Genomic DNA, 24,574 nt, shown 5'->3' with positions numbered 1-24,574 from the left:
GGGGCCATGCGCGTGGCGATCGTCGGCGGCGGCCCCGGCGGGCTCTACGCCGCGGCCCTGCTCAAAAGGCTCGACCCCGCCCGTGACGTCACCGTCTGGGAACGCAACGCCCCCGACGAGACCTTCGGCTTCGGCGTGGTCCTCTCCGACGAGACCCTCGGCGGTATCGAACACGCCGACCCCGTCGTCTACGAGGCGCTCCGGCAGGACTTCGTCCGCTGGGACGACATCGACATCGCACACCGGGGCATACGCCACCGCTCCGGCGGCCACGGTTTCGCCGCACTGGGCCGGCACCGGCTCCTGGCCATCCTGCACGAACGCTGCCGCGCACTCGGCGTGCGGCTCCTCTTCCGTACCGAGGCCCCCCACCCGGACGTCCTCGCCGCCGAGTACGACCTCGTCATCGCCGCCGACGGTGTGCACAGCACCACCCGTGAGACGTACTCCCATGTGTTCCGCCCCCATGTGACCGAACACCACTGCCGCTACATCTGGCTCGCCGCCGACTTCGCCTTCGACGCCTTCCGCTTCGAGATCGCCGAGACCGAACACGGCGTGGTGCAGCTGCACGGCTACCCGTATGCGGTCGGCGCCTCCACGGTCATCATCGAGATGCGCGAGGAGGTCTGGCAGGCGGCCGGGCACGACGAACTCCCTCCGCAGGAGTCCGTCGAACGCTGCGCCAAGGTCTTCGCGGAGACCCTCCGCGGACGCCCCCTGCGCTCCAACAACTCCGCCTGGACCACCTTCCGCACGGTGGTGAACGACCGCTGGGCGCACGGCAACACCGTCCTCCTCGGCGACGCCGCCCACACCGCCCACTTCTCCATCGGCTCCGGCACCAAGCTCGCCGTGGAGGACGCCCTCGCCCTCGCCGCCTGCCTGCGCGAACAGCCGGACGTACCCGGCGCGCTCGCGGCCTACGAGGAGGAACGCAGACCCGTCGTCGCCTCCACCCAGCGGGCCGCCCGGGCCAGCCTGGAGTGGTTCGAGAACCTCCGGCTGTACCTGCGCCAGCCGCCCCGGCAGTTCGCCTTCAACCTGCTCACCCGCAGCCGCCGCGTCACCCACGACAACCTGCGGCTGCGCGACCCCCGCTTCACCGAGGCCGTGGAGCGCGAGTTCGGCTGCCCGCCCGGCACGCCTCCCATGTTCACGCCGTTCCGGCTGCGCGGACTGACCCTGCGCAACCGGGTCGTGGTGTCGCCGATGGACATGTACTCCGCCACCGACGGTGTCCCCGGCGACTTCCACCTCGTCCACCTGGGCGCCCGCGCCCTCGGCGGTGCGGGCCTGGTGATGACCGAGATGGTCTGCGTCAGCGAGCAGGGCCGGATCACCCCCGGCTGCGCCGGCCTCTACACCGGCCGCCAGGCCGAGGCGTGGCGGCGCGTCACCGACTTCGTGCACCGCCAGGCCCCGGGCACCGCCATCGGCGTCCAGCTCGGGCACTCCGGCCGCAAGGGTTCCACCAGGCTGATGTGGGAGGGCATGGACGAACCCCTGCCCGCCGGAAACTGGCCCCTCGTCGCCGCCTCCCCGCTGCCGTACAGGCCGGGCGGCCAGACCCCGCGCGAACTCTCCCGTGCCCAGCTCACCGACATCCGCGAGCAGTTCGCGGCCGCCGCCTGGCGGGCCGCCCGGGCCGGCTTCGACCTGCTCGAACTGCACTGCGCCCACGGCTACCTGCTCTCCGGATTCCTCTCCCCGCTCACCAACCGGCGCACCGACGCCTACGGCGGCTCGCTGGAGCGGCGCCTGCGTTTCCCGCTGGAGGTCTTCGACGCCGTACGCGTGGTCTGGCCGGCCGAGCGGCCGATGACCGTGCGGATCTCGGCCACCGACTGGGCGGAGGGCGGGACGAGCGCCGAGGACGCCGTCGGGATCGCCCGCGCCTTCGCCGCGCACGGCGCCGACGCCATCGACGTCTCCACCGGCCAGGTGGTCGCCGAGGAGCGACCGGAGTTCGGGCGGTCGTACCAGACGCCGTTCGCCGACCGGATCCGGCACGAGGTCCGCGTCCCGGTGATCGCGGTCGGCGCGATCTCCTCCTGGGACGACGTCAACTCCCTGATCCTCGCGGGCCGTACGGACCTGTGCGCGCTGGCCCGGCCGCACCTGTACGACCCGCACTGGACCCTGCACGCGGCGGCCGAGCAGGGCTACGAGGGCCCGGGCGTCACCTGGCCCGCCCCCTACCGGGCCGGCAGCCGGCCCCCGCGGACCGGCCGCACCGACGCCCCCAAGCCCCGGCTCGCCCTCGGCGGCTGAGACCCGTGGGACCGGTGGCCGGGGGTGTCACGGCCCGGCGAACCGGGCGCCCGCGTCCCGCAGCCGTTCGTGCAGCCCCCGGAAGACCTCCGCCGAGCGGACACCGGGCCAGCCGGCGGGCAGGAGGCGGGTGGGCAGGCCGGGGTCGGTGTAGGGGAGGTGGCGCCAGGAGTCGAGGGCGAGGAGGTAGTCGTGGTAGGCCTCCTCGGGCGGGGTGTCGGCGCGCCGCTCCCAGGCGCGCAGGACCGGCGCGTGCACGTCCAGGAAGCGCTCGTGCTCCTTGGCGATCGCGGCCAGGTCCCACCAGCGGGCCACCGCCTCGGCCGTGGCCGCGAAGCCCAGGTGCTCGCCGCGGAAGAAGTCGACGTACGGGTCGAGGCGTAGCCGGCGCAGGGTGTGCTCCGTCTCCTCGTGCAGCCGGGCCGGGGCGATCCACACCCCCGGGGCCGCCGTGCCGAAGCCCAGACCGGCCAGCCGGGAGCGCAGCACGTGCCGCTTCTGCCGCTCCGACTCGGGGACCGAGAACACCGCGAGCACCCAGCCCTCGTCGGCCACCGGCGTGCCCGCGTAGATGCGCCGGTCGCCGTCGTCCAACAACTGGCGGGCCTCGGCCGAGAGTTCGTACCCGGCGGCGCCCGACTCCGTGCGGGCCGGCAGCAGCAGCCCGCGCCGTTTGAGCCGGGACACCGAGGAACGCACGGAGGGCGCGTCCACCCCGACCGCGGCCAGCAGCCGGATCAGTTCGGCGACGGGCACCGGGCCGGGCATGAAGCGGCCGTACGCCCCGTAGAGCGTGACGATGAGGGACCTGGGGGCGTGCTGCTCGGACACGTTGATCATTTTAGGTCGTCGGCATCACTGCTGGTCACCTTCGGTGCGCAGCCGGAACCGCTGAAGCTTGCCGGTGGCGGTGCGGGGCAGCGCGTCGAGGAAGACGAACGAGCGCGGGCACTTGTACGGGGCCAGCTCACGGGTGAGGTACGCGCGCAGCGCCTCCGGGTCGGGCCGGGCCCCGGCGCGCAGCACCGTGTAGGCCACCGCGATCTGGCCGCGGACCTCGTCGGGGCGGCCGACGACCGCCGTCTCGGCCACGTCCGGGTGGCGCAGCAGCGCCTCCTCCACCTCCGGGCCTGCGATGTTGTACCCGGCGGAGATGATCATGTCGTCGGCGCGGGCCACATAGCGGAAGTACCCGTCGGCGTCGCGGACGTAGGTGTCGCCGGTGATGTTCCAGCCGCCCCGGACGTACTCCCGCTGCCGCGGGTCGGCGAGGTAGCGGCAGCCGACCGGGCCGCGCACGGCGAGCAGGCCGGGTTCGCCGTCGGGCACCGGCTTGCCGTCGGCGTCCTGGATCCGGGCCTGCCAGCCCGGCACCGGCAGGCCCGTGCTGCCTGGGCGTATGTGCGCGGCGGACGCGGAGATGAAGATGTGCAGCAGTTCGGTCGCGCCGATGCCGTTGATGATGCCGAGGCCGGTGCGGTCGTGCCAGGCCCGCCAGGTGGCCGCGGGCAGGTTCTCGCCGGCCGACACGCAGCGTCTGAGGGACGAGACGTCGTGTCCGTCCAGGTCGTCCAGCATGGCGCGGTAGGCGGTGGGCGCGGTGAAGAGGACCGAGACGCGGTGCTCGGCGATGGCGGGGAGCAGCTGCCGGGGGCCCGCGTGTTCGAGGAGGAGCGTGCTGGCCCCGGCCCGCAGCGGGAAGATCACCAGCCCGCCCAGGCCGAAGGTGAAGCCGAGCGGGGGACTGCCGGTGAACACATCGTCCTCATGGGGGCGCAACACATGCCGTGAGAAGGTGTCGGCCGTTGCGAGCACATCCCGGTGGAAGTGCATGCACCCTTTCGGGCGGCCCGTGGTGCCGGAGGTGAACGCGATCAGGGCGACGTCGTCGGACGCGGTGTCCACCGCCGGGTAGGGGCCGGCGGGGGCCGGGCGGCGCAGCAGGTCGTCGGGTGTGTCACCGCCGTACGTGGTGATGCGCAGCCCGGGTATCGCGGCCTTCGCCAGGTCGTCCACCGCCCGGATGTCGCACAGCGCGTGCCCCACCCGGGCGATCTCGCACAGCGTCGCCAGCTCGTGCGGGCGCTGCTGGGCGAGCACGGTGACCGCGACCGCTCCCGCCTTCAGCACCGCCAGCCAGCACGCGGCGAGCCAGGGGGTGGTGGTGCCGCGCAGCAGCACCCGGTTGCCCGGGACCACGCCCAGGGAGCCGGTGAGCACGTGCGCGATCCGGTCGACCCGGGCGCGCAGTTCCCCGTACGTCCAGGCGGGGCCGTCCGGGGTGCGGAACGCCGGGCGGGCCGGGTCGGCGTGGTCGAGGAGCTCGGCGGCGCAGTTCAGCCGATCGGGGTACCGCAGCTCCGGCAGGTCGAACCGCAGCTCGGGCCACTCGTGGGGCGGGGGGAGATGGTCGCGCGCGAACGTGTCCACGTGGGCCGAGAGGTGCATGGCGGTCCGCCCCCTTGCCGTGACAGAGGTCCGGGACGTCCGGGACGGACGTCCGAACGGGCTTCCTGGTGGGCTCGCGCTCCCCCAGAGGGGGCACCCCCAGCGTATCGTGTTGGTGACGGCAGTCAACTGTGCGCGATAACGTCGGGGTGGACAGGGAAGGCAGGGGGACCCGTCCCGGAGGTGCCCCGGAGGGAGGACCGGCTGTGTCCGCATTCTCACTCGGACCGGAGCAGACCGCCTGGTGTGCCGAGCTGCGCGAGCTGGCCGCCGCACGCCTGCGCCCGCTCGCCGACCGCGGCGAACCCGGCCGCGTCAACCGGCCTCTCCTCGCCGAACTCGGCCGACTGGGCCTGCTCGCCCGGCTGTTCGGCTCCGGCGCGCTGGACCTGTGCCTGATGCGGGAGTCCCTCGCCCAGGCCTGCACCGAGGCCGAGACCGCCCTCGCCCTGCAGGGTCTGGGCGCCCATCCGGTGCACGCCCACGGCACCCCGGCACAGCGCGGGCGCTGGCTGCCCCGGGTCGCCGACGGCAGCGCGGTCGCCGCCTTCGCGCTGAGCGAGCCCGGCGCCGGGTCGGACGCGGCGGCGCTGTCCCTCGCCGCCGAGCCCGACGGCGACGGCTGGCGGCTCACCGGCGCCAAGTGCTGGATCTCCAACGCCCCCGAGGCCGACTTCTACACCGTCTTCGCCCGCACCACCCCCGGCGCCGGCGCCCGCGGCGTGACCGCCTTCCTGGTCCCCGCCGACCGGCCCGGACTCACCGGCAGCCCGCTGGAGATGATCTCCCCGCACCCCATCGGCACCCTCGACTTCGACGCCGTGCCCGTCGGCCCCGCCGACCTCCTCGGCGAGCCCGGCCGCGGCTTCGCCGTCGCCATGGGCACCCTCAACCTCTTCCGCCCCAGCGTCGGCGCCTTCGCGGTCGGCATGGCGCAGGCCGCGCTGGACGCCACCGTCGGCCACACCCGCGGCCGCGAGGCCTTCCACGGCCACCTGATGGACCTTCAGGCGGTGTCCCACCAGGTCGCCGAGATGGCCCTGCGCACCGAGGCGGCCCGGCTCATGGTGTACGCGGCGGCCGCGGCCCACGACGCGGGAGCCGCCGACGTCCCCCGGCGCGCCGCGATGGCCAAGCTGCTGGCCACCGAGACCGCGCAGTACGTCGTCGACACCGCCGTCCAGCTGCACGGGGCCCGCGCCCTGCGCCGCGGCCACCTCCTCGAACACCTCTACCGCGAGGTGCGCGCACCGCGCATCTACGAGGGCGCCAGCGAGGTCCAGCGGAGCATCATCGCCAAGGAGCTGTACGCCGCCGCCCGGAAGGAGGACCGGTGACGACCGAGCGCGTCAACCCGCCCGAGCTGTCCCCGCCCACGGGCTTCTCGCACGCCGTCGTCGCGGCCGGCTCCCGTGTGGTGTTCCTCGCGGGCCAGACCGCCCTCGACACCGACGGCAAGATCACCGGCGAGACCCTGCCCGAGCAGTTCGAGAAGGCCCTCGGCAACCTCCTCGCCGCCCTGCGCGCGGCCGGCGGCACCCCCGCGGACCTCGCCCGGGTCACCGTCTACGCCACCGACGTCGCCGCGTACCGCGCCCACGCACCGCGACTGGGCCGGATCTGGCGGGAGTCGGCGGGCCGCGACTACCCGGCGATGGCCGTCGTGGAGGTCGTACGGCTGTGGGACGAGCGGGCGCTGGTGGAGCTGGACGGGTTCGCCGTACTGCCGTGACCCTCCGCCGTCTCCCGCCGCCGCAGCCCGCGTGACCTGGCCCGTTCGGTTTCATGACGCGCCACCGATGGGGTGACGGTCACGCCCGCCGCCCCGGCCGCCCGGTACCAGTGGAAACCCTCGCACCCCTGGAACCGGGAGGTACCCCCATGTCCCTGCACCCCGTCGTCGCCTCGGCCCTCGGCGCCGCGGCCCTGCTGTGCGCCGCCGTCGCCCCGGCCTGCGCCGACCCCACCGAGCTGGTCACCGTCGACCCGGTCGGCCGGATCGCGCCGGACGGCACGGTGACGCTCTCCGGCACCTACCGCTGCACCGCCGGCAGCGGACCGGTGTTCGTCAGCTCCTCGCTCAGCCAGGGCGACGCCCGTCTCAAGCACGGCATCGGCGGCGGCACCGCCCGCTGCGACGGCGCCGAGCACCGCTGGGAGAACTCCGGCAAGGTCTCGGGGGAGACGGTGAGGGCGGGGGCGGCGCACGTGGAGGCCACCCTCACCGAGCTGCGCCCCTCGGGCATCATCCTGCTGCCCGCCTTCCACGCGGTGAGCAACCAGGACATCACGCTCACGCAGGGGTGACGCCGAGCCCGTCCCGGTCCGGCGGGGCCGCTCTCCGCCGGACCACCGTGCCGCCCGGACGGCGCAGGGCGGCCACGAACTTGTAGCGGGAACCCCGGTACACCGAGCGGACCCACTCCACCGGGGAGCCCTGCGCGTCCCGTGAGTGCCGGGACAGCAGCAGCATCGGCAGGCCCACGTCGGTGGCGAGCAACTGGGCCTCGCGCGGGGTCGACAGCGAGGTCTCGATGGTCTCGTCGGCCTCGGCGAGATGGACGCCGTACACCTCGGCGAGCGCGGTGTAGAGCGAGGGGTGGACGGCGAGGGAGCGGCGCAGGCCGGGGAAGCGCCGCACGGACAGGTGGGTCGTCTCGATCGCCATGGGGTCGCCGCTGGCCAGCCGCAGCCGCTCGATGCGCAGCACCTTCTCGCCGATCCCGATGCCGAGCAGGCCCGCCAGCTTCTCGTCCGCGGGCACCTCCCCGATGTCCAGCACCTGCGAGGCCGGGGTGAGCCCCTGGGCGCGCATGTCCTCGGTGTGCGAGGTGAGCTGGAGGGTGCGGTACAGCTTGGGCTGGGCGACGAAGGTGCCCTTGCCCTGGATCCGGTCGAGCCGGCCCTCGCCGACGAGTTCCTGGAGTGCCTGCCGGACGGTGGTCCGCGAGGTGTCGAACCGGACGGCGAGCAGACGTTCCGCGGGCATGGCCGAACCGGGCTGCAGCGCCTCGGCCATGCTGAGCAGCTGCTGTTTGATCCGGTAGTACTTCGGCACGCGCGCGGTGCGGCCGGGCGTCCCCCTGTGCGGCTGGGCGCTGCTGACGTCGGTGGTCATGCCTGCCTTCCCGGCTGTGTCGATGGGCTCCCGTTATAGCGACCAACTCCCGTATGGTCTAGTCCAACTGAACGGTCCGGGCGAAAGGGACGGAATGCGGACGGACGCACTCCGGTGACTTTCTCGTAACGGCCGCGACCGGCTTCCCGAACCACCCTTGACACTCCAAAAGGTCTAGGCCAAGCTCCACCGTACTGGTCTACACCATTAGTGGCCAGGTCCCGAGCCCTACGTGCAACAGCGTCGTACGCAGGTCACCGCCGAGGGCGTGGGGGGTTAGTGGCATCCCTGAGGAGGGTGGCGTGAAGCGCAAGCTTGCGGCCGCGATCGTGATCGCGGGCATGATGGTCTCCGTGTCGGCGTGCGGCGGGGACGACGACGACAGCGGCAAGAACGCGGGGCCGGACAGCTTCAAGGGCCAGACCCTGACGGTCTGGGCGATGGACGGCTCCACGCCGGACCAGTGGGTCAAGGACGTCACGGCCGCCTTCGAGAAGAAGACCGGCGCGAAGCTGAAGTTCGAGACGCAGAAGTGGGACGGGATCCAGCAGAAGATCACCACCGCTCTCTCCGAGTCGACCCCGCCGGACGTGCTGGAGGTCGGCAACACCCAGACCCCGGCCTACGCGGCCACCGGCGGCCTCGCCGACCTGGGCGACCTGAAGGAGGAGATCGGCGCCGACTGGACGCCGTCGGTCTCGCAGTCGTCCGTCTACGACGGCAAGCAGTACGCCGCGCCCTGGTACTTCACCAGCCGCGTGGTCATCTACAACAAGAAGATCTGGGCCAAGGCCGGTATCAAGGACACCCCGAAGACCCGGGACGAGTTCTTCAAGGACCTGGAGACCATCGGCAGGAAGACCGACGCCGAGCCGCTCTACCTGCCCGGCCAGAACTGGTACTTCTTCGACGGCCTGACCATCGGGCAGGGCGCCGACCTGGTGAAGAAGCAGGGCGACAAGTACGTCTCCAACCTCGGTGACGCCAAGGTCGCCAAGGCCATGGAGATCTACAAGAAGTACGCCTCCTACTCCAAGGCCCCCAAGGACAAGGACGAGGCCACCCCGCAGCAGGCCGAGGTCTTCGCCAAGGGCAAGACCGGCGCGTTCATCGGCATGGGCTGGGAGGCCGGCACCGCCGTCACCGCCAACAAGGCCATCGAGAAGGACCTCGGTTACTTCCCCATCCCCGGCGAGACCGCGGCCAAGCCCGAGAGCGTCTTCCTCGGCGGCTCCAACCTCGCCGTCGCCCAGGGCAGCAAGAAGCAGGCCCTGGCCAAGGAGTTCCTCAAGATCGCCCTGTCCGACCAGTACGAGGGCGAACTCGCCAAGCTCAACGGTGTCATCCCGAACAAGAAGTCCCTGGAGACCAACCTCAAGGGCAACGTCGTCGCCGAGGCCATCGCCCCGGGTGCGGCGGTCGGCGGCACCACCCCGCTGATCCCCGAGTGGGGCGCGGTGGAGAACACCCCCAACCCGATCAAGTCGTACATGACGGCCGTGCTGAACGGCAAGTCCCCGGCGGACGCCGCCCAGCAGGTCGAGGACGAGATCAACAAGCGCCTGGCCCAGCAGAACTGATGACCGCGCCGGGGGCGCCACGCTCGCGCCCCCGGCTCACCTGTGTCGTCCGTACGGCCACGGAAGAGATGGCAACTCATGTCAGTGCAGACCGAAGGCACGGACACGGCCGGGGAGCCCGCTGTCCGCAAGGCCCGGGTGCCGGCCCCGCCGCGCGGTGACAGCCGTGACCCCGGCACCCCGTCCCGGCGCCGCGCCGCCACCCCCTACCTGCTCCTGCTGCCCGCGCTGCTGGCCACCGTGGTGCTGCTCGGCTGGCCCCTGGTCAAGAACGGCATGCTGTCGTTCCAGAACCTCAACCCGCGCCAGCTCATCCAGCACCTCACCGAGTGGAACGGCTTCGACAACTACCAGGAGGTGCTCAGCGGCGGGGACTTCTGGCACGTCGTCGAGCGCTCCGTCCTCTTCACCGCCGCCAACGTCGTACTGATCATGACGATCGGCACGCTGACCGGGCTGCTGCTGGCCCGCCTCGGCAAGAAGATGCGGCTGCTGCTCCTGGTGGGGCTGGTCCTCGCCTGGGCCATGCCGGTCATCGCGGCCACCACCGTCTACCAGTGGCTGTTCGCCCAGCGCTTCGGCGTCGTCAACTGGGTGCTGGACAAGCTCGGCTGGCACTCGATGGCCGACCACAACTGGCTGGAGACCCAGTTCTCCACCTTCGCCGTGGTCACCCTGCTGATCGTCTGGCAGTCCATACCCTTCGTGGCGATCAACCTCTACGCGGCCACCACCACGATCCCCCGGGAGCTGTACGAGGCCGCCTCCCTGGACGGCGCCGGCGCCTGGAAGGGCTTCACCTCGGTGACCCTGCCGTTCCTGCGGCCGTTCCTGTACGCCACGACGTTCCTCGAAGTCATCTGGGTGTTCAAGGCGTTCGCGCAGATCTTCGCGATGAACGAGGGCGGCCCCGACCACCTCACCGAGACCCTGCCCATCTACGCCTACGTCGAGGGCGTCGGCAACCAGCACTTCGGGGTCGGCGCGGCGATCTCCTTCCTGACCATCCTGGTCCTGCTCGCCATCACCTCGTACTACCTGCGCATGGTGCTCAAGCAAGAGGAGGACGAGCTGTGAAGCGCTCGCTCTTCGGCCGTATCTGGCCCAACGCGACCGCCGTCGTCCTCTTCGTCGGCTTCGTGTTCCCCGTCTACTGGATGTTCGCCACGGCCTTCAAGCCGACCGGCGACATCATCGCCGACGACCCGGTGTGGTTCCCCACCGACGCCACCCTCGCGCACTTCAAGAAGGCCGTCGACGCGGACCACTTCTGGACCCTGGTCCTCAACTCCGTCACCGTCACGACCCTGTCGGTCCTCTTCTCCCTCGTCATCGCCCTGCTCGCGGCCTTCGCCCTCGCGCGGATGCGGTTCAAGGGGCGGCGCGGACTCATCGTGACGTTCATGCTGGCGCAGATGGCCCCCTGGGAGGTCATGATCATCGCCATCTACATGATCGTCCGCGACAACGACATGCTGGACAGCCTGGTCCCGCTCACCGTCTTCTACACGATGATGGTGCTCCCGCTGACCATCCTGACCCTGCGCGGCTACGTCGCCGCCGTGCCCAAGGAGCTGGAGGAGTCGGCGATGGTCGACGGGTGCACCCGCGTCCAGGCCTTCGTCAAGGTGATCTTCCCGCTGCTCGCGCCCGGCCTGATGGCGACCTCGCTGTTCGGCTTCATCACCGCGTGGAACGAGTTCCCGCTCGTCCTGATCCTCAACAAGGACGTCGAGAAGCAGACCCTGCCGCTGTGGCTGTCCCAGTTCCAGACCGCCTTCGGCGACGACTGGGGCGCCACCATGGCCGCCTCGTCCCTGTTCGCGCTGCCCATCCTGATCCTCTTCATCTTCCTGCAACGCAAGGCTGTCAGCGGTCTGACCGACGGCGCCGTGAAGGGATGACGCCCCGATGACCACCATCGCCACCACCGCCTCCGGCAGCGGCCCGGCCGCGGGCGACACCCTGGCCCGGGACGCCCTCGCGGTGCTGCAACCGGGGTTCGACGGCACCACCGCGCCCGACTGGGTGCGCCGCCGCCTCGGCGAGGGCCTCGCCTCCGTCGCCCTGTTCGGCCGCAACGTCGTCAGCGAGGACCAGGTCACCGCGCTCACCGCGCAACTGCGCGCCGAGCGCGAGGACCTGCTGGTCGCCATCGACGAGGAGAGCGGCGACGTCACCCGCCTCGACGTGCGCACCGGCTCCTCCTTCCCCGGCAACCACGCCCTCGGCGCCGTCGACGACCCCGGTCTCACCCGGGCCGTCTCCCGCGAACTGGGCCGGCGCCTGGCCAACTGCGGCGTCACCTTCGACTGGGCGCCCTCCGCCGACGTCAACGCCAACCCGGACAACCCCGTCATCGGCGTCCGCTCCTTCGGCGCGAGCCCCGACCTGGTGGCCCGGCACACCGCCGCCTGGGTCGAGGGACTGCAGTCCACCGGCGTCGCCGCCTGCACCAAGCACTTCCCCGGCCACGGCGACACCAACGTCGACTCCCACCACGCCGTACCCCGTATCGACGTCGACGCCGACACCCTGTACCAGCGCGAACTGCCCCCGTTCCGCGCGGCGATCGCCGCCGGCACCCGGGCGATCATGAGCGCGCACATCCTCGTCCCGGCCCTCGACCCCGACCGCCCCGGCACCCTGTCCCGGCGCGTCCTCACCGAGCTGCTGCGCGGCGAACTCGGCTACCAGGGCCTGATCGTCACCGACGGCATGGAGATGCGCGCGATCTCCGGCACCTACGGTCTGGAGCACGGCGTGGTCCTCGCGATCGCGGCCGGCGCCGACGCCATCTGCGTGGGCGGCGGGCTGTGCGACGAGGGCACCGTGCTGAAGCTGCGCGACGCGCTCGTGGCCGCCGTACGCTCCGGGGAACTTCCCGAGGAACGGCTCGCCGACGCGGCGGCCCGGGTGCGTGACCTGGCCGCGTGGACCGTCGCGGCCCGCGGAGACGCGGAGCGGACCCCGGCCGACCCGGAGATCGGCCTGGTCGCGGCCCGCCGCGCGCTGACCGTGACCCGCGCGGACGCCGCCGCACCGGTCACCGGGCCCGTCTACGTCGCCCAGTTCAACCCCGCCCCGAACATCGCCGTCGGCGACCAGACCCCCTGGGGCGTCGCCGCCGAGCTGGAGCGGCTGCTGCCCGGCAGCGCCTCGGGCTCCTTCACCGGCGAGGGCGCCGGCGACGCCGTGCTCGCCGCGGCCGGCCAACGCCGGATCGTCGCCGTGGTCCGCGACGAGCACCGGCACGACTGGATGCGCTCCGCGCTCACCGCCCTGCTCGCCGCCCGGCCCGACACCGTCGTGGTCGAGATGGGCCTGCCGCAGGCCCCGCCGCGCGGCGCCCTGCACATCGCCACCTACGGCGCCGCCCGCGTGTGCGGGGTGGCGGCGGCCGAGGCCGTCGCCGCGGGCTGACCCCACGGGGTTCACCGGCCGCCCGCGCTCGCGGGCGGCCCGCTCGACCGTGCTCTTCTCCCGGATCTCAACCGCACCCCGTGTTCCAGTTCCCGAGGAATCGCATGCACACGCCCCACCCCCACCTGCACCGCGCGGCGACCGGCCGCCCCTACTTCAGCGCCGACGGCGAGACCTACCTCGCCCCGACCCCCCTGCGCGACCTCGTGAAGACCCAGCCGCTCCGGGTCCTCTCCGAAGCGGACTTCGCCTTCTGGCAGACGTACGGCTACGTCGTCGTACGCGAGGCCGTCACCCCCGGCGAGGCCAAGGCCCTGCTGGACTTCGCCTGGGAGTTCCAGGGGCTCGACCCCGACCGTCCCGACACCTGGTACGAGGAGCCGGAGTTCCGCTCCGAACTCGACCGCCACCTGTACATCTACGGCTTCGTCGAGGCCTACCACCACCAGCTGCTGTGGGACAGCCGGCAGACACAGCGCGTCTATGACGCCTTCGTGGACGTCTGGGACAGCCCCGAACTGTGGGTCACCCTGGACCGCCTCAACCTCAACCCGCCGAACGTCCGCACCCGCTCCCGCTCCCTGATCGAACCCACCGACGAGGGCTTCGACATCGAGCTGCACTGGGACGTCGACACCACCCTCGCCGTGCTGCCGCAGCGCGTCCAGGGCATCATCGCGCTCACCGACACCCGCCCCGCACTCGGCGGCTTCCAGTGCGCGCCCGAGCTCTTCCGCCGCTTCGAGCAGTGGCGCCTCGCCCAGCCGCCCGGCCGCGACCCGGTCCGGCCCGCCGCCGACCGCGCCGAGTTCCCGGTGATCCGCCCCGACCTCCAGGCCGGCGACCTGCTGATCTTCAACGGACTCCTCGCCCACGGCGTGGCACCCAACCTCTCCGACAACGCTGTCCGAGCCGTCCAGTACCTGTCGATGATGCCCGCGCTGGAGGAGCACACGGCCCTGCGCGACTCCCGTGTGCACTCCTGGCGCACCCTCGCCACCCCCGACTGGAACGCCACCCTCCTCGGCGACGCCCGCACGCCCGAAGCCCTCCGCTACGGCCCCGCCGAACTGGACGACCTGGGGCGCAGGCTGCTCGGCCTCGACTCCTGGGCCGCCGCGGACGGTGCCCGGTGAACCGCGTCTGCCTCACCCTGCCCACCAACCGGGCCTGCTCCGCCACCATCACCGCCCTGCACGCCGAAGCCGCCTACGCCGCCCGGCACTTCGGCGTCGACGTCCAGTTGCTGATCCTGGACTCCGCCGACGCCGCCACCCGCGCCGGACACACCCGCACGGTCGCCGCCCTGCCGTTACACCCCGGCGTGACCGTCCACCATCTCGACGAGCACGCCCAGCGGGACGTCCTGCGCGGGGCCCTGCGGAAGGCAGGGCCGCCCGACCCCGAGCGCCTGCTGCACCTCCTGCTCCCGCCCGCCGTCTCCTACGGCGCCTGCACCAACCGCGCCTTCCTGCTGGCCGCCGCCCTCGGCTGCGACTCGGTGCACCGCCGCGACTCCGACAGCACCTACCAAGTCCACGCCGGGCGCCCGGTGTTCCCCGTCCACCACGAGCTGCCCTGGCTGGGCCGCCCCGCCGCCGAGGCCTCGGCCGCCGTCACCCACACCGACCTCGCCCCCGCACTGGCCCACCGCCCGGTCTCGCTCGCCGGAGCCTCCTTCATCGGCGAACTCTCCGTGGACATCGGGGAGATACGGCGTCTGGACGAGACCGTCTACCACGACGTGGTCGGCCTCTGGGCCCCCGTCGACTGGCCCGAGGACCGCAAGCGGGCCCTGGCCGAGGAGTCCTTCACCGGCGCGGGCACCGCCCCCTTCACCGGGGACCACTCGACCCTCACCGTGGTCGACCCCATGCGCGTCGACATGTGCAACATCGCCTTCGACCGCGCCGTGTACGAACGGATCCCGCTCCCGCCCGCCACCGACACCATCGGCAGCGACTACTTCCTCCTCCACCTCGTCCACGACGCGGGCCTGCCCGGCATCCTCCACAACCGCCACATCGAGAACTTCCACACCCCCGAACGCCGCACCGACACCGGCTTCCCGGCCTACCAGCGGCGGTTCGTGAAGTTCCTGCTGTCGATGACGTACTTCCACCACGTCTACGACCGGATGGCCGCCGAGGGCGACGGGCTGCTGGACCCCCGGCAACGGGTCCGGCCCGAACGGATCGTGGAGTTCCTCCGGGAGAGCACGGGCCTGGACCGCGCGGAGAACGTCTGGCGTCTGGACCGGGTCGACACGGCGTACCGCAAACTCGGCGGCCGGTACGCGCGGTTCGCGGAGCGACTCGCCTCCGAAAGAGCCGGGTTGCTGGACCAGGCGGAGAAGGACATCGAGGACTTCGCCCACCTGACCGAGTCCTGGCCGGCACTCGTCGAGGCGGTCCGGCCATGAGCGCCCCGGAGGGGCGGAGCACCGACCGCATCGTCTACGACCTCACCGGCATAGGGCACCAGTACGACACCCTCCTCGGCGAGCTGCCCGGAACCCGCATCCGCTTCGCCCTCAAGGCCTGCCCCGTGGACGGGGTCCTGCGCTGCCTGGCCGAGCGCGGCGCCGGCTTCGACGCGGCGAGCCCCGCCGAGATCGCGCAGGCCCTGCGGGCCGGTGCGCACCCCGACCACATCCACTACGGCAACACCGTCAAGTCGGACCACGACATCGCCGAGGCCCACCGCCTGGGTGTCCGCACCTTCGCCACCGACAGCGTCGAGGACGTCACCGCCATCGCCGCGCACGCGCCACGCGCCCGGGTGTTCTGCCGCCTCGCCACCAGCGGGGAGGGCGCCCTGTGGGGCCTGAACCGCAAGTTCGGCTGCGCGCCGGACGACGCCGTCCGGGTGCTGGACACGGCCCGCGCGGCCGGCCTCGTCCCGGCGGGCCTGTCCGTGCACGTCGGCTCGCAGCAGATGACCGGCGAGGCCTGGCATCAGGCCCTCGACACGCTCGCCGGGACGCTGACGGCGCTGGCCGGGCGGGGGATCGTCATCGACCACGTGAACCTCGGCGGCGGGCTGCCCGCGCTCGGTTACCAGGACCGGCACGGCACCCCCCTGGAACCCCCCCTCGACAAGATCTTCACCGTGCTCCGCGAGGGCATGGAACGCCTGAGCGCACAGGCCGCGGCGCCGCTGGACTTCGTGCTGGAACCGGGGCGCCACCTGGTCGCCGACCACGGGGTGATCCGCGCCCGCGTGGTCCGGCTGACCGAACGCGCGCAGCCGGGCGGCGGGCGGGCCCGCTGGCTGTACCTGAGCGTGGGCAAGTTCAACGGCCTGTACGAGATGGACCAGGTGACCCACCCGCTGGCCTTCCCCGGCAGGGAGACGGAGGAGCACGTCCCCGCGGTCGTCGCCGGCCCCACCTGCGACAGCGACGACGCCTACGGCGGCGGCCGGTACCCGGTGCGGGTGCCCCGGTCCGTCCGCTCCGGCGACCCGGTGCGGATCCTCTCCGCCGGTGCCTACGCCGCCAGTTACACGACCCAGGGATTCAACGGCATCCACCCGCTGCCGTGCGTGTGCACGCGTGGCGGGGAAGGACGCCCGGAAGGACTGCACTGACATGACAGGCCTCATACGGGGCATCACCGAGGCCGACTGGCCCCAGGTCGCGGCCCTGGAGGCCGGGGCGTACGCGGACACCCCGCTGACCGAGGGGGAGGCGGGCCTGCGCTCCCGTGCCTCGGCGGGCACCAGCTTCGTCCTGGACCTCGACGGCCGCATCGCGGGCTACGTCCTCGCCCTGCCCTACCGGCGGTTCCACTGCCCCGACCCGGGCCGCCCGGACCAGGCCGCCCACCCGGCCACCGACCACGCCGCCAACCTCCACCTGCACGACCTGGTCGTCAGCGCGCCCCTGCGGCGCCGGGGCCTGGGCACCCGCCTGGCCCGGCACCTCAGGGACGCGGCCCGCGCCCGCGGTTTCGCGACCCTGTCGCTGGTCGCCCTCGCCGGCCGGGAGCCGTTCTGGCGGGCCAACGGCTACCGCCCCCACCCCGACGCGCGGGTGCCGGCCGGCTACGGCAGCGGCGCGGTGTACATGTCGGCGCCGGTCGCCGCCCCGCGGAGGGCGAGCTGATGACCGCACCCTCCTTCCGGCGCGCCAAGTGGTCGATCGCCGCGCTGTTCTGCTTCCTCGGCTTCCAGTACGGCACCTGGGTCTCCCGGCTGCCCGCCCTGAAGGCCCGGCTGGACCTGGGCGCCGGCGAGGTGGGCCTGCTGCTGATGGCCTGCGGGGCCGGAGCGGCGGCCTCCTTCCCGCTGGTCGCCGCCCTGATGCGGCGCCTCGGCTCCCGGCTGCTGTCCCTCGCCTCCGCCGCCGCCCTGATCGCCGTCCTGGCCGCGCTGTCCGTCGTACCCGACTACCCTCTGGCGCTGCTCGCGGTGTGCGCCGACGGCATCGCCGTCGGCTGCCTCAACGTCGCCATGAACGCGCAGGGGGCCGCGCTGGAGAGCCTCCACGGGCGTACGGCCATGGCGCAACTGCACGCCACCTTCAGCGGCGGGCTGCTCGCCGCCGCCCTGCTGGCCTCGGGCGTCACCACCCTGACCGGGTCCGTGCCCGCCCACTTCGCCGCCGCCGGCGCCCTGTTGCTGCTCCTGCTCACCGGCGCCCGCCCCGGCCTGCTCCCGCACGAGGAGGCGGACCCCGCCCGCGAGGGCGGTCCGAGACGGCGCGCCCGGCGCGGCCCGCCGTCCGCAGCGACCCTCCTGCTGGGCTGTGCGATGGTCTTCGGCACGATCACCGAGGGCGCCATGAACGACTGGTCGACGCTCTATCTGAAGGACGTGGTCAGGGCGTCCGCGACCGTCGCCCCGCTCGGCATCGCGGTCGTCTCCGTGATGATGCTGCTGGCCCGGCTGTGCGCGGACCGCTGGCGCACCCGCTGGGGCGACGGGCGGGTGGTGCGCGCCGGCAGCGCGGTGGCCGCCGTCGGCCTGGCCCTCGCCCTCCTCACCGGGGGAGTGGTCCCCACGCTGCTCGGCTTCGCCTGCGTCGGCCTCGGCGCGGCGGCCGTCACCCCGTGCGTGTACGTGGCGGCGGCCGGCCGTGGCCCGGACGCGCTGGCGCTGGTCGCGGCCACGGGCACCACGGGCCTGCTGGCCGGCCCCGCCCTGATCGGCTTCGTGGCCGGTGCGGCCGATCTGACCGCGGGCATGGCCACGGTGGCGGCCTCGGCCCTGGTCGTCACGGCGACCGCGTTCCGCATCCCGTGGCCGGCCCGCACCCCGGAACCGGTGGGGTGAGCCTGGCCGGTGCCGTCACGGACTGCCGCGGTGTCCCTGGCCGCGGGACGCGGAGTCCTCCTGCCACGGGCTGTCCGCCTCGGCCGCGTCCAGCAGGTTCTCGCCGTAGAGGTCCTGCAGCCAGTTGGTCTGGTAGATGGTGTCGAGGTAGCGCTCGCCGAGGTCGGGGGCGATGGCCACCGCGGTGAGGCCGCTGGTGCCGTGCCGGGACAGCCAGTCCGTCGCGGCACTGACCACCGTGCCCGTGGAGCCGCCGAACAGGAAGCCGTGTCGGGCCATGCGGTGACAGGTGCGGATGGTGTCCGCCTCCTCCACCCGGACCACCTCGTCCACGTACGACTCGTCGAGCAGCGGCGGACGCATGCTCATGCCCAGGCCGGGAATCATCCGGCGGCCGGGCGTGCCGCCGAAGGCGACCGAGCCCACGCTGTCCACGGCGACGATCCGCACCGGCCGCCGCCACTCGCGGAAGTAGCGGGCGCAGCCCATCAGCGTGCCGGCGGTTCCGGTCCCGACGAACAGCACGTCCAGGCGCGGGAACTGGCCGGCGATCTCCGGAGCGGTCGTACGGAAGTGGGCCCGCCAGTTCCCCGCGTTGGTGTACTGGCTCAGCCACACGTACCGGTCGTCGGACGCGCACAGCGCGCGGACGTACTCCAGCCGCGTGCCGAGGAAACCCCCGTTGGCGTCCAGGTCCGTCACCACGTGCACATGGCTGCCCAGGGCTTCCATCAGCAGCTTGGTCGACAGGTTGCACCGGGAGTCCGTCACGCACAGGAACCGGTAGCCCTTGCTGGCCGCGATCATGCTGAGCGCGACGCCGAGATTGCCGGACGAGGACTCCACGAGGATGGAGTCCGGCGTCAGGCTGCCGTCCCGTTCGGCGCTCTCGACCATCTCGTTCGCGGCCTTCAACTTGATGGAGCCGGCGAAGTTGAAGCCCTCGCACTTGAGGTAGAGGCGCTGTCCGAAGACCGGTTCCAGATCGACGAAGAGACTTCCCTCGTTGAAGGCGTGGGGGGCGGAGATGACGGGCACGGCAGCCTCCTGGTGCCAGGGCCGGGGGCAACGGCCTCAGCCGTACCGGCGCAGGTCGTGGAAGAAGTCGTCGATGAGGCGGAGTTCTCCCGCCCGGGCCACTTGGTCGTAGATGTACTTGCCGACGGCCAGGTCGAGGACGCCGAGGCCGAAGGGGGAGAAGACCACTGGTTGGTCGGGGGGCGGGGCGGCCCGGCCGAGCATCACGTCGCAGAGGGTGCCGTTGAGGAAGTCACGGTTCCCGGTGCGCTGCTCGACCAGGTGCGGGGAGGTGTCCGCCTGGAGGCAGTGGTCGACGTCGTCCACGAAGTTGGCCGCGCCCAGCAGGATCTCGGGGGCGAGGTCGCGCAGCGACACGTGCAGCACGAGGGGGTTGTGCTCGAACCAGCCCGGGGCCGTGACGTGCGGCCGGCCGGCGATGGTGGCGAAGACCACCAGGTCGCTGGAGCGGATCAGGTCCTCGGCGCTGTCGTGCACGGTGACCTGCCCGGGGGCACCGGCCTGGCGCAGATAGCCGCGGAAGCCGTCGGTGCTCTCGGCGGACAGGTCGTGCAGGCCGATCGTGTCGAAGGTCCAGCCCGTGCCGGCGAGGAAGGTGTGGATGTACCGGGCGATCAGGCCCGTGCCGAAGAACCCGACCCGGCGGGGGCGGGTCCGGGTGCGGCTGAGCCAGTCGGCGGCCAGCGCGGCGGAGGCCGCCGTCCTGGTCGCGCTGATGACGGAACTCTCCAGGCAGGCGAAGGGGTAGCCGGTCTCGTGGTCGTTGAGGATCAGCACGGCGGAGGCCCGGGGGAGGCCGGCGCGCACGTTGTCCGGGAAACTCGAGATCCACTTCAGGCCGTCCACCCGCGTGGTGCCGCCGAGGGAGGCGGGCAGCGCGATGATCCGCGAGGACGGCCGGTCGGGGAAGCGCAGGAAGTACGAGGGCGGGTTGACCGAGTCCCCGGCGCCGTGCAGCCGGTAGGTGGCCTCGACCAGCTCCACCAGTTCCTTCTCCCGCCCGCCGAGCGCCTGCCGCACCTGCTTGCCGGAGATCACCGCGAAGGTGGGCGGCGAGGCGGGGTGGGGCGTGGCCGGCTCGGGGCTGGTCGACAGCAGATCGGTCATCGCCCGCTCGCCTCCCCCGCCGGGCAGGAGTCGGCCAGGCGCCGCGGCTCGGCCAGGCCGACCAGGATCCGCCGCTCCCCGGTGAAGGGCTCCCTGCTGTGCGCGGTGCCGATGTTGTCCACCAGCATCAGGTCACCGGCCTGCCAGGGTTCGCGCCGGGTGTGCTCCTCGTAGACGGTGTTGATCCGCTGGACGACGTCCTCCGGGATCGGACTGCCGTCGCCGTACCGGGTGTTGAACGGCAGCGCGTCGGCGCCGTACTCGTCCACCAGGTACTCGCGCACCTCCGGGGCGAGCGTCCACTCGTTGAGGAAGGCGATCTGGTTGAACCAGCACCGCCGGCCGGTGAGGGGGTGCCGTACGACGGCGCAGCGGCGCTGCTCGGTGTGCAGGGAGCCGTCGTCCTGCCAGCGGACGTCGATGGCGTTCGCGCGGCAGTAGCGCTCGATCGCGTCCCGGTCGTCGGTGCCGAAGGACTCCGCCAGGGAGGCCCCTATCTCGTCGTTGTAGGTGCGGGTCAGCAGCCAGCCCTCCCGCTCGAAGCGTTCCGTCAGCTCGGCGGGCAGGGCGTCGAGGACCTCGGCGGCGTCGGCCACCGCCGTCGCCCCGCCGTCCTCGGGTGCGGTCAGGCACGCCAGCAGCAGCAGACCGGGCACCTGGAGCGGGTAGCTCAGCTCGTGGTGCATGCACATCGGCTGGTTGGCCGGCCAGGGCGTGGAGGAGTACAGCCCCGCGCCGTGCGCCTCACGGGGGGCGAACGCCTCCCGCTCCGGCAGGAGTTCACCGGCCAGCCGCGCGAACACGGCACCGACCTGGCCCGGGTCCTGCAGACCGAGGCCGCGCACGAGCAGCGCCCCGTGCTCACCGACCTGCGCCCGCAGGGCCTCGCGGTACTCGGCCGCCCACGCCGCGGCGTCCTGCGGTGGATCGACGCGCAGCATCGCTGGCCGGTCCGGCCGCAGCTCCACGTCGAGCGGTGCTGCCAGGGATGAGGACGGCATCTCGGGTTCCTTTCGGTCGCCGTGTCGGTGGTTCGTACGGACCTCAGGTGGAGGCCAGCGGGACGGCCGCGCTCAGCACGGCCTGCGCCGCCTCGGCCGGACGGGTGCGCAGGAAGTAGTGGCCCCCGTCGGCGAGTTCGTGCAGATCGACGTGGTCGGCCAGCAGCAGCCAGTCGCGGTGGCGGTCGGCGTGGCCCGCCGTGTGCGGGTCGTCGGCGGCGACGACCACCGTGACCGGCACGGACAGCCGTACCGGTGGCGGCGAGTGCAGGGCCGCCGCGAAGTAGCGGTGCGCGGACACGCAGTCGTGCCGGTAGGCGGCACCGATGTGCTCGGCGTGCCGCTCGTTGAGCTCGGCGAGTTCCGTGTAGCCGCTGTCCTCGGTGAGCCGCGCCGCGATCTCCGCGTCGCTCCGGCCGGTCAGCTCGCTGACGGCGGCATCGCGCTCGGCGGCGGTGCCGAGGAGCTGCGCGCCGAGGAACACCCGCGTCACCCGGACCCCCCGCTCCTGGAGCCTGCGGGCCGTCTCCAGGGCCGGCGCGGTACCGGAGGAGTGGCCCCACAGCATGACCCGGGTCAGGCCGCGCGCGCCGACCTCGGCGGCGACCTGTGCGGCCACCTCCTCGATCGACGCGAACGGCTCCCGGTGGGCCGCCAGGTCGTGACCGGGCAGGTCCACCGCGAGGACCGCCAGGCCGCTGTCCGCCAGCGCCGCCGCCATCGGCCGGTAGTTCACCGCGTTGCCGCCCGCGTAGGGGAAGCACACCAGCGCGCACTCCGCCGCACCGCCCGCCTCCGACAGGGGCTGGAGCAGCTCCGGGCGCCGCCGGTCCGCGCCGTCGAGGAGGGCGGCCAGGTCGGCGAGGACCGGGTGCCGGGTGATGTCCTTGAGCGAGACCGCCCGGTCCAGCGCGATGCTGAGCTTGACCGCCGTCAGCGAGGTGCCGCCCGAGTCGAAGAAGTGGTCCGTGCGGCCGATCCGGTGCTCGGGCACGCCCAGCAGCTCCGCCCAGGCCGCCGCCAGCCGCCGCTCGGCCGCGCTGAGCTCCTCTCGCCGACCGCCCTCGGCCCCGGTGTCCGGCGCCGTCTGAAGGGCCTGGGCGGTCAGCGCCTTCCGGTCGGTCTTGCCGTTGGCGGTCAGCGGGAGGCTCTCCCGCCAGTGGAAGGCGGCCGGGACCATGTAGGCGGGCAGCGCCGCCGCGAGCGCCTCGCGCAGCACCTCCGGCTCGTGCCGCCGTCCGGTGTGGAAGGCGATCAGCTGCGTGTTCCCGCCCCGTTCGGCCACGACCACGGCACCGTCGCGCACCCCGTCCACCCGCAGCAGGGTGTTCTCGATCTCGCCGATCTCGATCCGGAATCCGCGGATCTTCACCTGGCTGTCCCGGCGGCCGAGGAACTCCAGCTTCCCGCCGGGGTGCCAGCGCCCCCAGTCACCGCCCAGGTAGAGCCGCTCCCCGGGCCGGTACGGGTCCGTCCGGTAGGCCTCCCGCGTCCGCTCGGGATCGTTGACGTACCCCCGGCCCACACACACCCCGGAGAACGCGATCAGCCCCGGGGCGCCCAGCGGCACCAGGGACAGCTGCTCGTCCACGACGTAGACGCGCACGTTGTTCACCGCACGTCCCAGCAGGACCCGGTCGGGCACGCCGTCCAGGACCTCGTGGTTGGTGTCGTCGGAGGTCTCGGTCAGTCCGTAGGCGTTCAGCAGCCGGATGTCCGGCTGGAGCGCGAACCAGCGCTGGACCAGCTCCCGCTTCAGCGCCTCACCGGTCACCGACACCCACCGCAGGTCCGGCAGGGCACGCGGGTGCCGTTCCAGGTACGACACCACCACCTCCAGGTAGGAGGGCACGAGCTGGGTCACCGTGACCCGCCCGCGCACCAGCGTGTCCAGGAACCGCTCCACGTCCACGACCACGTCCTGGCCGACCAGCAGGGTCCGCCCGCCGACCAGCAGCGCGGACACCAGCTGCCAGAGCGAGATGTCGAAGCACTGCGGGGCCGTCTGCGCCACCACGGAGCCCTCGCCGACACCCAGGTCGTCGATCTTGGCGTGGAGGTGGTTGAGCAGGCCCGCGTGCTCGCACATCGCCCCCTTCGGCTCACCGGTCGAGCCGGAGGTGAAGTAGATGTAGGCCAGCTGTCCGGCATCGACCCGCACCCCGGGGTCGCCGTCGTCGTGCGGTTCCGCGTACGCCGTCTCGACCAGCAGCTTCTCGACGCCCGGTACGGCGGCCAGCGCCTCGTCCAGGGTCCGGGTGCTGCCGGACTCGGTGAGGACCAGCCGGCACCCCGACCGGGACAAGGTGGCCCGGATGCGGCCGGCCGGGAAGTGCGGCTCGACCGGCAGGTACACCCCGCCCGCCTTGAACACCGCCAGCGTCGCCGCCAGCCAGTCGAGGTTCCGCTCGGTGACGACCGCGACCACGTCCTCCCGGCCCAGCCCCCGGGCCAGCAGCGCCCGGGCCAGCCGGTTGGCGCGCGCGTTCAGCTCCGCGTACGTCCACTCCCGCTCGCCGTGCACCGCGGCCACCGCCTGCGGCCGCTCCCGTACCCGTTGTTCGAACAGCTCGTGCGCCCGGGCGTCCGGCAGCGGCCGGCGGGGACCCGCCAGCCCCTCCAGCTGCTCGCGCACCTCCTCGGCCGACAGCAGACCCTGCTGCGCGTGCCCGGCGTCCGGATCGGCCGCCAGCAGCCGCAGCGCCCTCAGGTGGTAGCCGCCGATCCGCTCCGCGCTCCCGGCGTCCAGCACGTCCGTGCGGTACCGCAGGCGCAGCAGCAGCCGTCCGCCCCGCTCGCACCAGCGCACGTGCAGCACACCGTCCCCGGCGTGCGCCTCCTCGGCACCCATGGACCCGAACACGGCCTGGTACGACGGCTCGGCCACCCCGAGCTCACGGGCCAGCTCCGCCACCGGGAACTCCCGGTGGGCCAGCACCGCCGCCTCGGCGCGCTCGGCGGCCGACACCAGCGCACGCCAGGAGCCCGGGGGCACGGTCAGGCGGCACGGCAGCGGCTCACCGCGCACCCCCGCGGCATACCCCGTCACCACCTCCGGCTCGCCGGACAGCGCGGACAGCACCTTGGCGTGCGCCGCGAGCAGCACCGCGCTGAGCGGCAGCCCCGAGCGGCGCACCAGTCTGCGCAGCCGGGCCGCCACCTCGTCCGGGACCGCGGTCTCCTGCTCGGCCGCTCCGGGAACCGGCTCGCCCGTCCACCGGGGCACGGCGGTGCCGCCGCCGGCGGTCAGCTCCCGGCTCCAGAACTCCCGGTCCGTCTCCACGCGCGTGTCCATCGGAAGGCCTTCC

The 24,574-nt window shown here is 73.0% G+C and carries 20 protein-coding genes; 13 read left to right on the top strand and 7 right to left on the bottom strand.

Going from position 1 to position 24,574, the window contains the following annotated elements; all coding sequences use genetic code 11:
• The first annotated feature begins 6 nt into the window (after positions 1–6).
• Positions 7–2,274: a bifunctional salicylyl-CoA 5-hydroxylase/oxidoreductase gene (locus ACZ7N4_RS16495; protein ID WP_471358948.1), complete on the top strand. Its 2,268-nt coding sequence runs from the start codon at positions 7–9 to the stop codon at positions 2,272–2,274.
• A 27-nt stretch (positions 2,275–2,301) separates the two neighbouring features.
• On the opposite strand, the gene ACZ7N4_RS16490 is transcribed toward ACZ7N4_RS16495, so the two are convergent.
• Together ACZ7N4_RS16490 and ACZ7N4_RS16485 are read right to left on the bottom strand one after the other, a co-directional pair.
• On the bottom strand, positions 2,302–3,114 hold the full coding sequence (locus ACZ7N4_RS16490) for a PaaX family transcriptional regulator (RefSeq protein ID WP_471358947.1): 813 nt from the start codon (positions 3,112–3,114) through the stop codon (positions 2,302–2,304).
• Positions 3,115–3,129: 15 nt separating this feature from the next.
• Positions 3,130–4,722, bottom strand: coding sequence for an AMP-binding protein (locus tag ACZ7N4_RS16485; RefSeq protein ID WP_471358946.1), 1,593 nt, complete (start codon positions 4,720–4,722; stop codon positions 3,130–3,132).
• A gap of 206 nt (positions 4,723–4,928) precedes the next feature.
• Between ACZ7N4_RS16485 and ACZ7N4_RS16480 the strand changes: the two genes are divergently transcribed.
• The 3 genes from ACZ7N4_RS16480 to ACZ7N4_RS16470 all read left to right on the top strand — a co-directional run bounded on the left by ACZ7N4_RS16480 (position 4,929) and on the right by ACZ7N4_RS16470 (position 7,029).
• Positions 4,929–6,059, top strand: coding sequence for an acyl-CoA dehydrogenase family protein (locus ACZ7N4_RS16480; RefSeq protein WP_471358944.1), 1,131 nt, complete (start codon positions 4,929–4,931; stop codon positions 6,057–6,059).
• On the top strand, positions 6,056–6,454 hold the full coding sequence (locus tag ACZ7N4_RS16475) for a RidA family protein (RefSeq protein ID WP_471358943.1): 399 nt from the start codon (positions 6,056–6,058) through the stop codon (positions 6,452–6,454). Before ACZ7N4_RS16480 ends, ACZ7N4_RS16475 begins: the two co-directional genes overlap by 4 nt.
• 149 nt (positions 6,455–6,603) lie before the next feature.
• Positions 6,604–7,029, top strand: a complete 426-nt coding sequence (locus tag ACZ7N4_RS16470) for a DUF6299 family protein (protein WP_471358942.1) — start codon at positions 6,604–6,606, stop codon at positions 7,027–7,029.
• On the opposite strand, the gene ACZ7N4_RS16465 is transcribed toward ACZ7N4_RS16470, so the two are convergent.
• Positions 7,016–7,840, bottom strand: coding sequence for a GntR family transcriptional regulator (locus ACZ7N4_RS16465; protein WP_471358940.1), 825 nt, complete (start codon positions 7,838–7,840; stop codon positions 7,016–7,018). The genes ACZ7N4_RS16470 and ACZ7N4_RS16465 overlap by 14 nt on opposite strands.
• A gap of 302 nt (positions 7,841–8,142) precedes the next feature.
• On the opposite strand from ACZ7N4_RS16465, the gene ACZ7N4_RS16460 reads away from it, so the two are divergent.
• From ACZ7N4_RS16460 to ACZ7N4_RS16420, 9 genes are all read left to right on the top strand, one after another.
• A complete protein-coding gene (locus tag ACZ7N4_RS16460) occupies positions 8,143–9,420 on the top strand; it encodes an extracellular solute-binding protein (RefSeq protein WP_471358938.1) in 1,278 nt (425 codons plus the stop codon).
• A gap of 78 nt (positions 9,421–9,498) precedes the next feature.
• On the top strand, positions 9,499–10,497 hold the full coding sequence (locus tag ACZ7N4_RS16455; RefSeq protein ID WP_471358936.1) for a carbohydrate ABC transporter permease: 999 nt from the start codon (positions 9,499–9,501) through the stop codon (positions 10,495–10,497).
• A complete protein-coding gene (locus ACZ7N4_RS16450; protein WP_471358935.1) occupies positions 10,494–11,324 on the top strand; it encodes a carbohydrate ABC transporter permease in 831 nt (276 codons plus the stop codon). Before ACZ7N4_RS16455 ends, ACZ7N4_RS16450 begins: the two co-directional genes overlap by 4 nt.
• 7 nt (positions 11,325–11,331) lie before the next feature.
• Entirely contained in the window at positions 11,332–12,843 is a 1,512-nt protein-coding gene (locus tag ACZ7N4_RS16445; protein WP_471358933.1) for a glycoside hydrolase family 3 protein, read from the top strand.
• Positions 12,844–12,947: 104 nt separating this feature from the next.
• Positions 12,948–13,979 carry a phytanoyl-CoA dioxygenase family protein gene (locus tag ACZ7N4_RS16440; protein WP_471358931.1) on the top strand — a complete coding sequence of 344 codons (1,032 nt, stop codon included), beginning with the start codon at positions 12,948–12,950 and terminating at the stop codon, positions 13,977–13,979.
• Positions 13,976–15,265: a DUF6271 family protein gene (locus ACZ7N4_RS16435; RefSeq protein WP_471358929.1), complete on the top strand. Its 1,290-nt coding sequence runs from the start codon at positions 13,976–13,978 to the stop codon at positions 15,263–15,265. Before ACZ7N4_RS16440 ends, ACZ7N4_RS16435 begins: the two co-directional genes overlap by 4 nt.
• Complete coding sequence (locus tag ACZ7N4_RS16430) at positions 15,262–16,434, top strand: type III PLP-dependent enzyme (RefSeq protein WP_471358927.1); 1,173 nt, start codon at positions 15,262–15,264, stop codon at positions 16,432–16,434. The genes ACZ7N4_RS16435 and ACZ7N4_RS16430 overlap by 4 nt, the downstream gene beginning before the upstream one ends.
• Position 16,435: 1 nt before the next feature.
• Positions 16,436–16,951: a GNAT family N-acetyltransferase gene (locus ACZ7N4_RS16425; protein ID WP_471358925.1), complete on the top strand. Its 516-nt coding sequence runs from the start codon at positions 16,436–16,438 to the stop codon at positions 16,949–16,951.
• Positions 16,951–18,120 carry an MFS transporter gene (locus tag ACZ7N4_RS16420; RefSeq protein WP_471358923.1) on the top strand — a complete coding sequence of 390 codons (1,170 nt, stop codon included), beginning with the start codon at positions 16,951–16,953 and terminating at the stop codon, positions 18,118–18,120. The genes ACZ7N4_RS16425 and ACZ7N4_RS16420 overlap by 1 nt, the downstream gene beginning before the upstream one ends.
• Before the next feature lie 15 nt (positions 18,121–18,135).
• Here the strand turns inward: ACZ7N4_RS16420 and sbnA are convergent, their stop codons facing one another.
• From sbnA to ACZ7N4_RS16400, 4 genes are read right to left on the bottom strand one after another with little or no spacing between them, the layout of a single operon-like run.
• Complete coding sequence (gene sbnA, locus ACZ7N4_RS16415) at positions 18,136–19,158, bottom strand: 2,3-diaminopropionate biosynthesis protein SbnA (protein WP_471358921.1); 1,023 nt, start codon at positions 19,156–19,158, stop codon at positions 18,136–18,138.
• 36 nt (positions 19,159–19,194) lie between these two features.
• Positions 19,195–20,265 carry a 2,3-diaminopropionate biosynthesis protein SbnB gene (gene sbnB / locus ACZ7N4_RS16410; protein WP_471358919.1) on the bottom strand — a complete coding sequence of 357 codons (1,071 nt, stop codon included), beginning with the start codon at positions 20,263–20,265 and terminating at the stop codon, positions 19,195–19,197.
• Entirely contained in the window at positions 20,262–21,266 is a 1,005-nt protein-coding gene (locus ACZ7N4_RS16405; protein WP_471358917.1) for a TauD/TfdA family dioxygenase, read from the bottom strand. Before ACZ7N4_RS16405 ends, sbnB begins: the two co-directional genes overlap by 4 nt.
• A 43-nt stretch (positions 21,267–21,309) precedes the next feature.
• Positions 21,310–24,561 (bottom strand): non-ribosomal peptide synthetase, encoded by a 3,252-nt coding sequence (locus ACZ7N4_RS16400; RefSeq protein ID WP_471358915.1) that lies wholly within the window; start codon positions 24,559–24,561, stop codon positions 21,310–21,312.
• Positions 24,562–24,574: the final 13 nt, after the last annotated feature.

The sequence above is a fragment of the Streptomyces sp. NPDC107654 genome (assembly GCF_055639035.1).
The sequence above is the reverse complement of the archived record's forward strand: the minus strand, read 5'-3'. Positions and strand labels throughout refer to the sequence as shown.

Excerpts from the sequence above, each read along its gene's own strand:
- ACZ7N4_RS16495 (WP_471358948.1), top strand. The coding sequence starts at position 7 with ATGCGCGTGGCGATCGTCGGCGGCGGCCCCGGCGGGCTCTACGCCGCG.
- ACZ7N4_RS16490 (WP_471358947.1), bottom strand. The coding sequence starts at position 3,114 with ATGATCAACGTGTCCGAGCAGCACGCCCCCAGGTCCCTCATCGTCACG.
- ACZ7N4_RS16485 (WP_471358946.1), bottom strand. The coding sequence starts at position 4,722 with ATGCACCTCTCGGCCCACGTGGACACGTTCGCGCGCGACCATCTCCCC.
- ACZ7N4_RS16470 (WP_471358942.1), top strand. The coding sequence starts at position 6,604 with ATGTCCCTGCACCCCGTCGTCGCCTCGGCCCTCGGCGCCGCGGCCCTG.
- ACZ7N4_RS16465 (WP_471358940.1), bottom strand. The coding sequence starts at position 7,840 with ATGACCACCGACGTCAGCAGCGCCCAGCCGCACAGGGGGACGCCCGGC.
- ACZ7N4_RS16455 (WP_471358936.1), top strand. The coding sequence starts at position 9,499 with ATGTCAGTGCAGACCGAAGGCACGGACACGGCCGGGGAGCCCGCTGTC.
- ACZ7N4_RS16445 (WP_471358933.1), top strand. The coding sequence starts at position 11,332 with ATGACCACCATCGCCACCACCGCCTCCGGCAGCGGCCCGGCCGCGGGC.
- ACZ7N4_RS16440 (WP_471358931.1), top strand. The coding sequence starts at position 12,948 with ATGCACACGCCCCACCCCCACCTGCACCGCGCGGCGACCGGCCGCCCC.
- ACZ7N4_RS16430 (WP_471358927.1), top strand. The coding sequence starts at position 15,262 with ATGAGCGCCCCGGAGGGGCGGAGCACCGACCGCATCGTCTACGACCTC.
- ACZ7N4_RS16425 (WP_471358925.1), top strand. The coding sequence starts at position 16,436 with ATGACAGGCCTCATACGGGGCATCACCGAGGCCGACTGGCCCCAGGTC.
- ACZ7N4_RS16420 (WP_471358923.1), top strand. The coding sequence starts at position 16,951 with ATGACCGCACCCTCCTTCCGGCGCGCCAAGTGGTCGATCGCCGCGCTG.
- sbnB (WP_471358919.1), bottom strand. The coding sequence starts at position 20,265 with ATGACCGATCTGCTGTCGACCAGCCCCGAGCCGGCCACGCCCCACCCC.
- ACZ7N4_RS16405 (WP_471358917.1), bottom strand. The coding sequence starts at position 21,266 with ATGCCGTCCTCATCCCTGGCAGCACCGCTCGACGTGGAGCTGCGGCCG.
- ACZ7N4_RS16400 (WP_471358915.1), bottom strand. The coding sequence starts at position 24,561 with ATGGACACGCGCGTGGAGACGGACCGGGAGTTCTGGAGCCGGGAGCTG.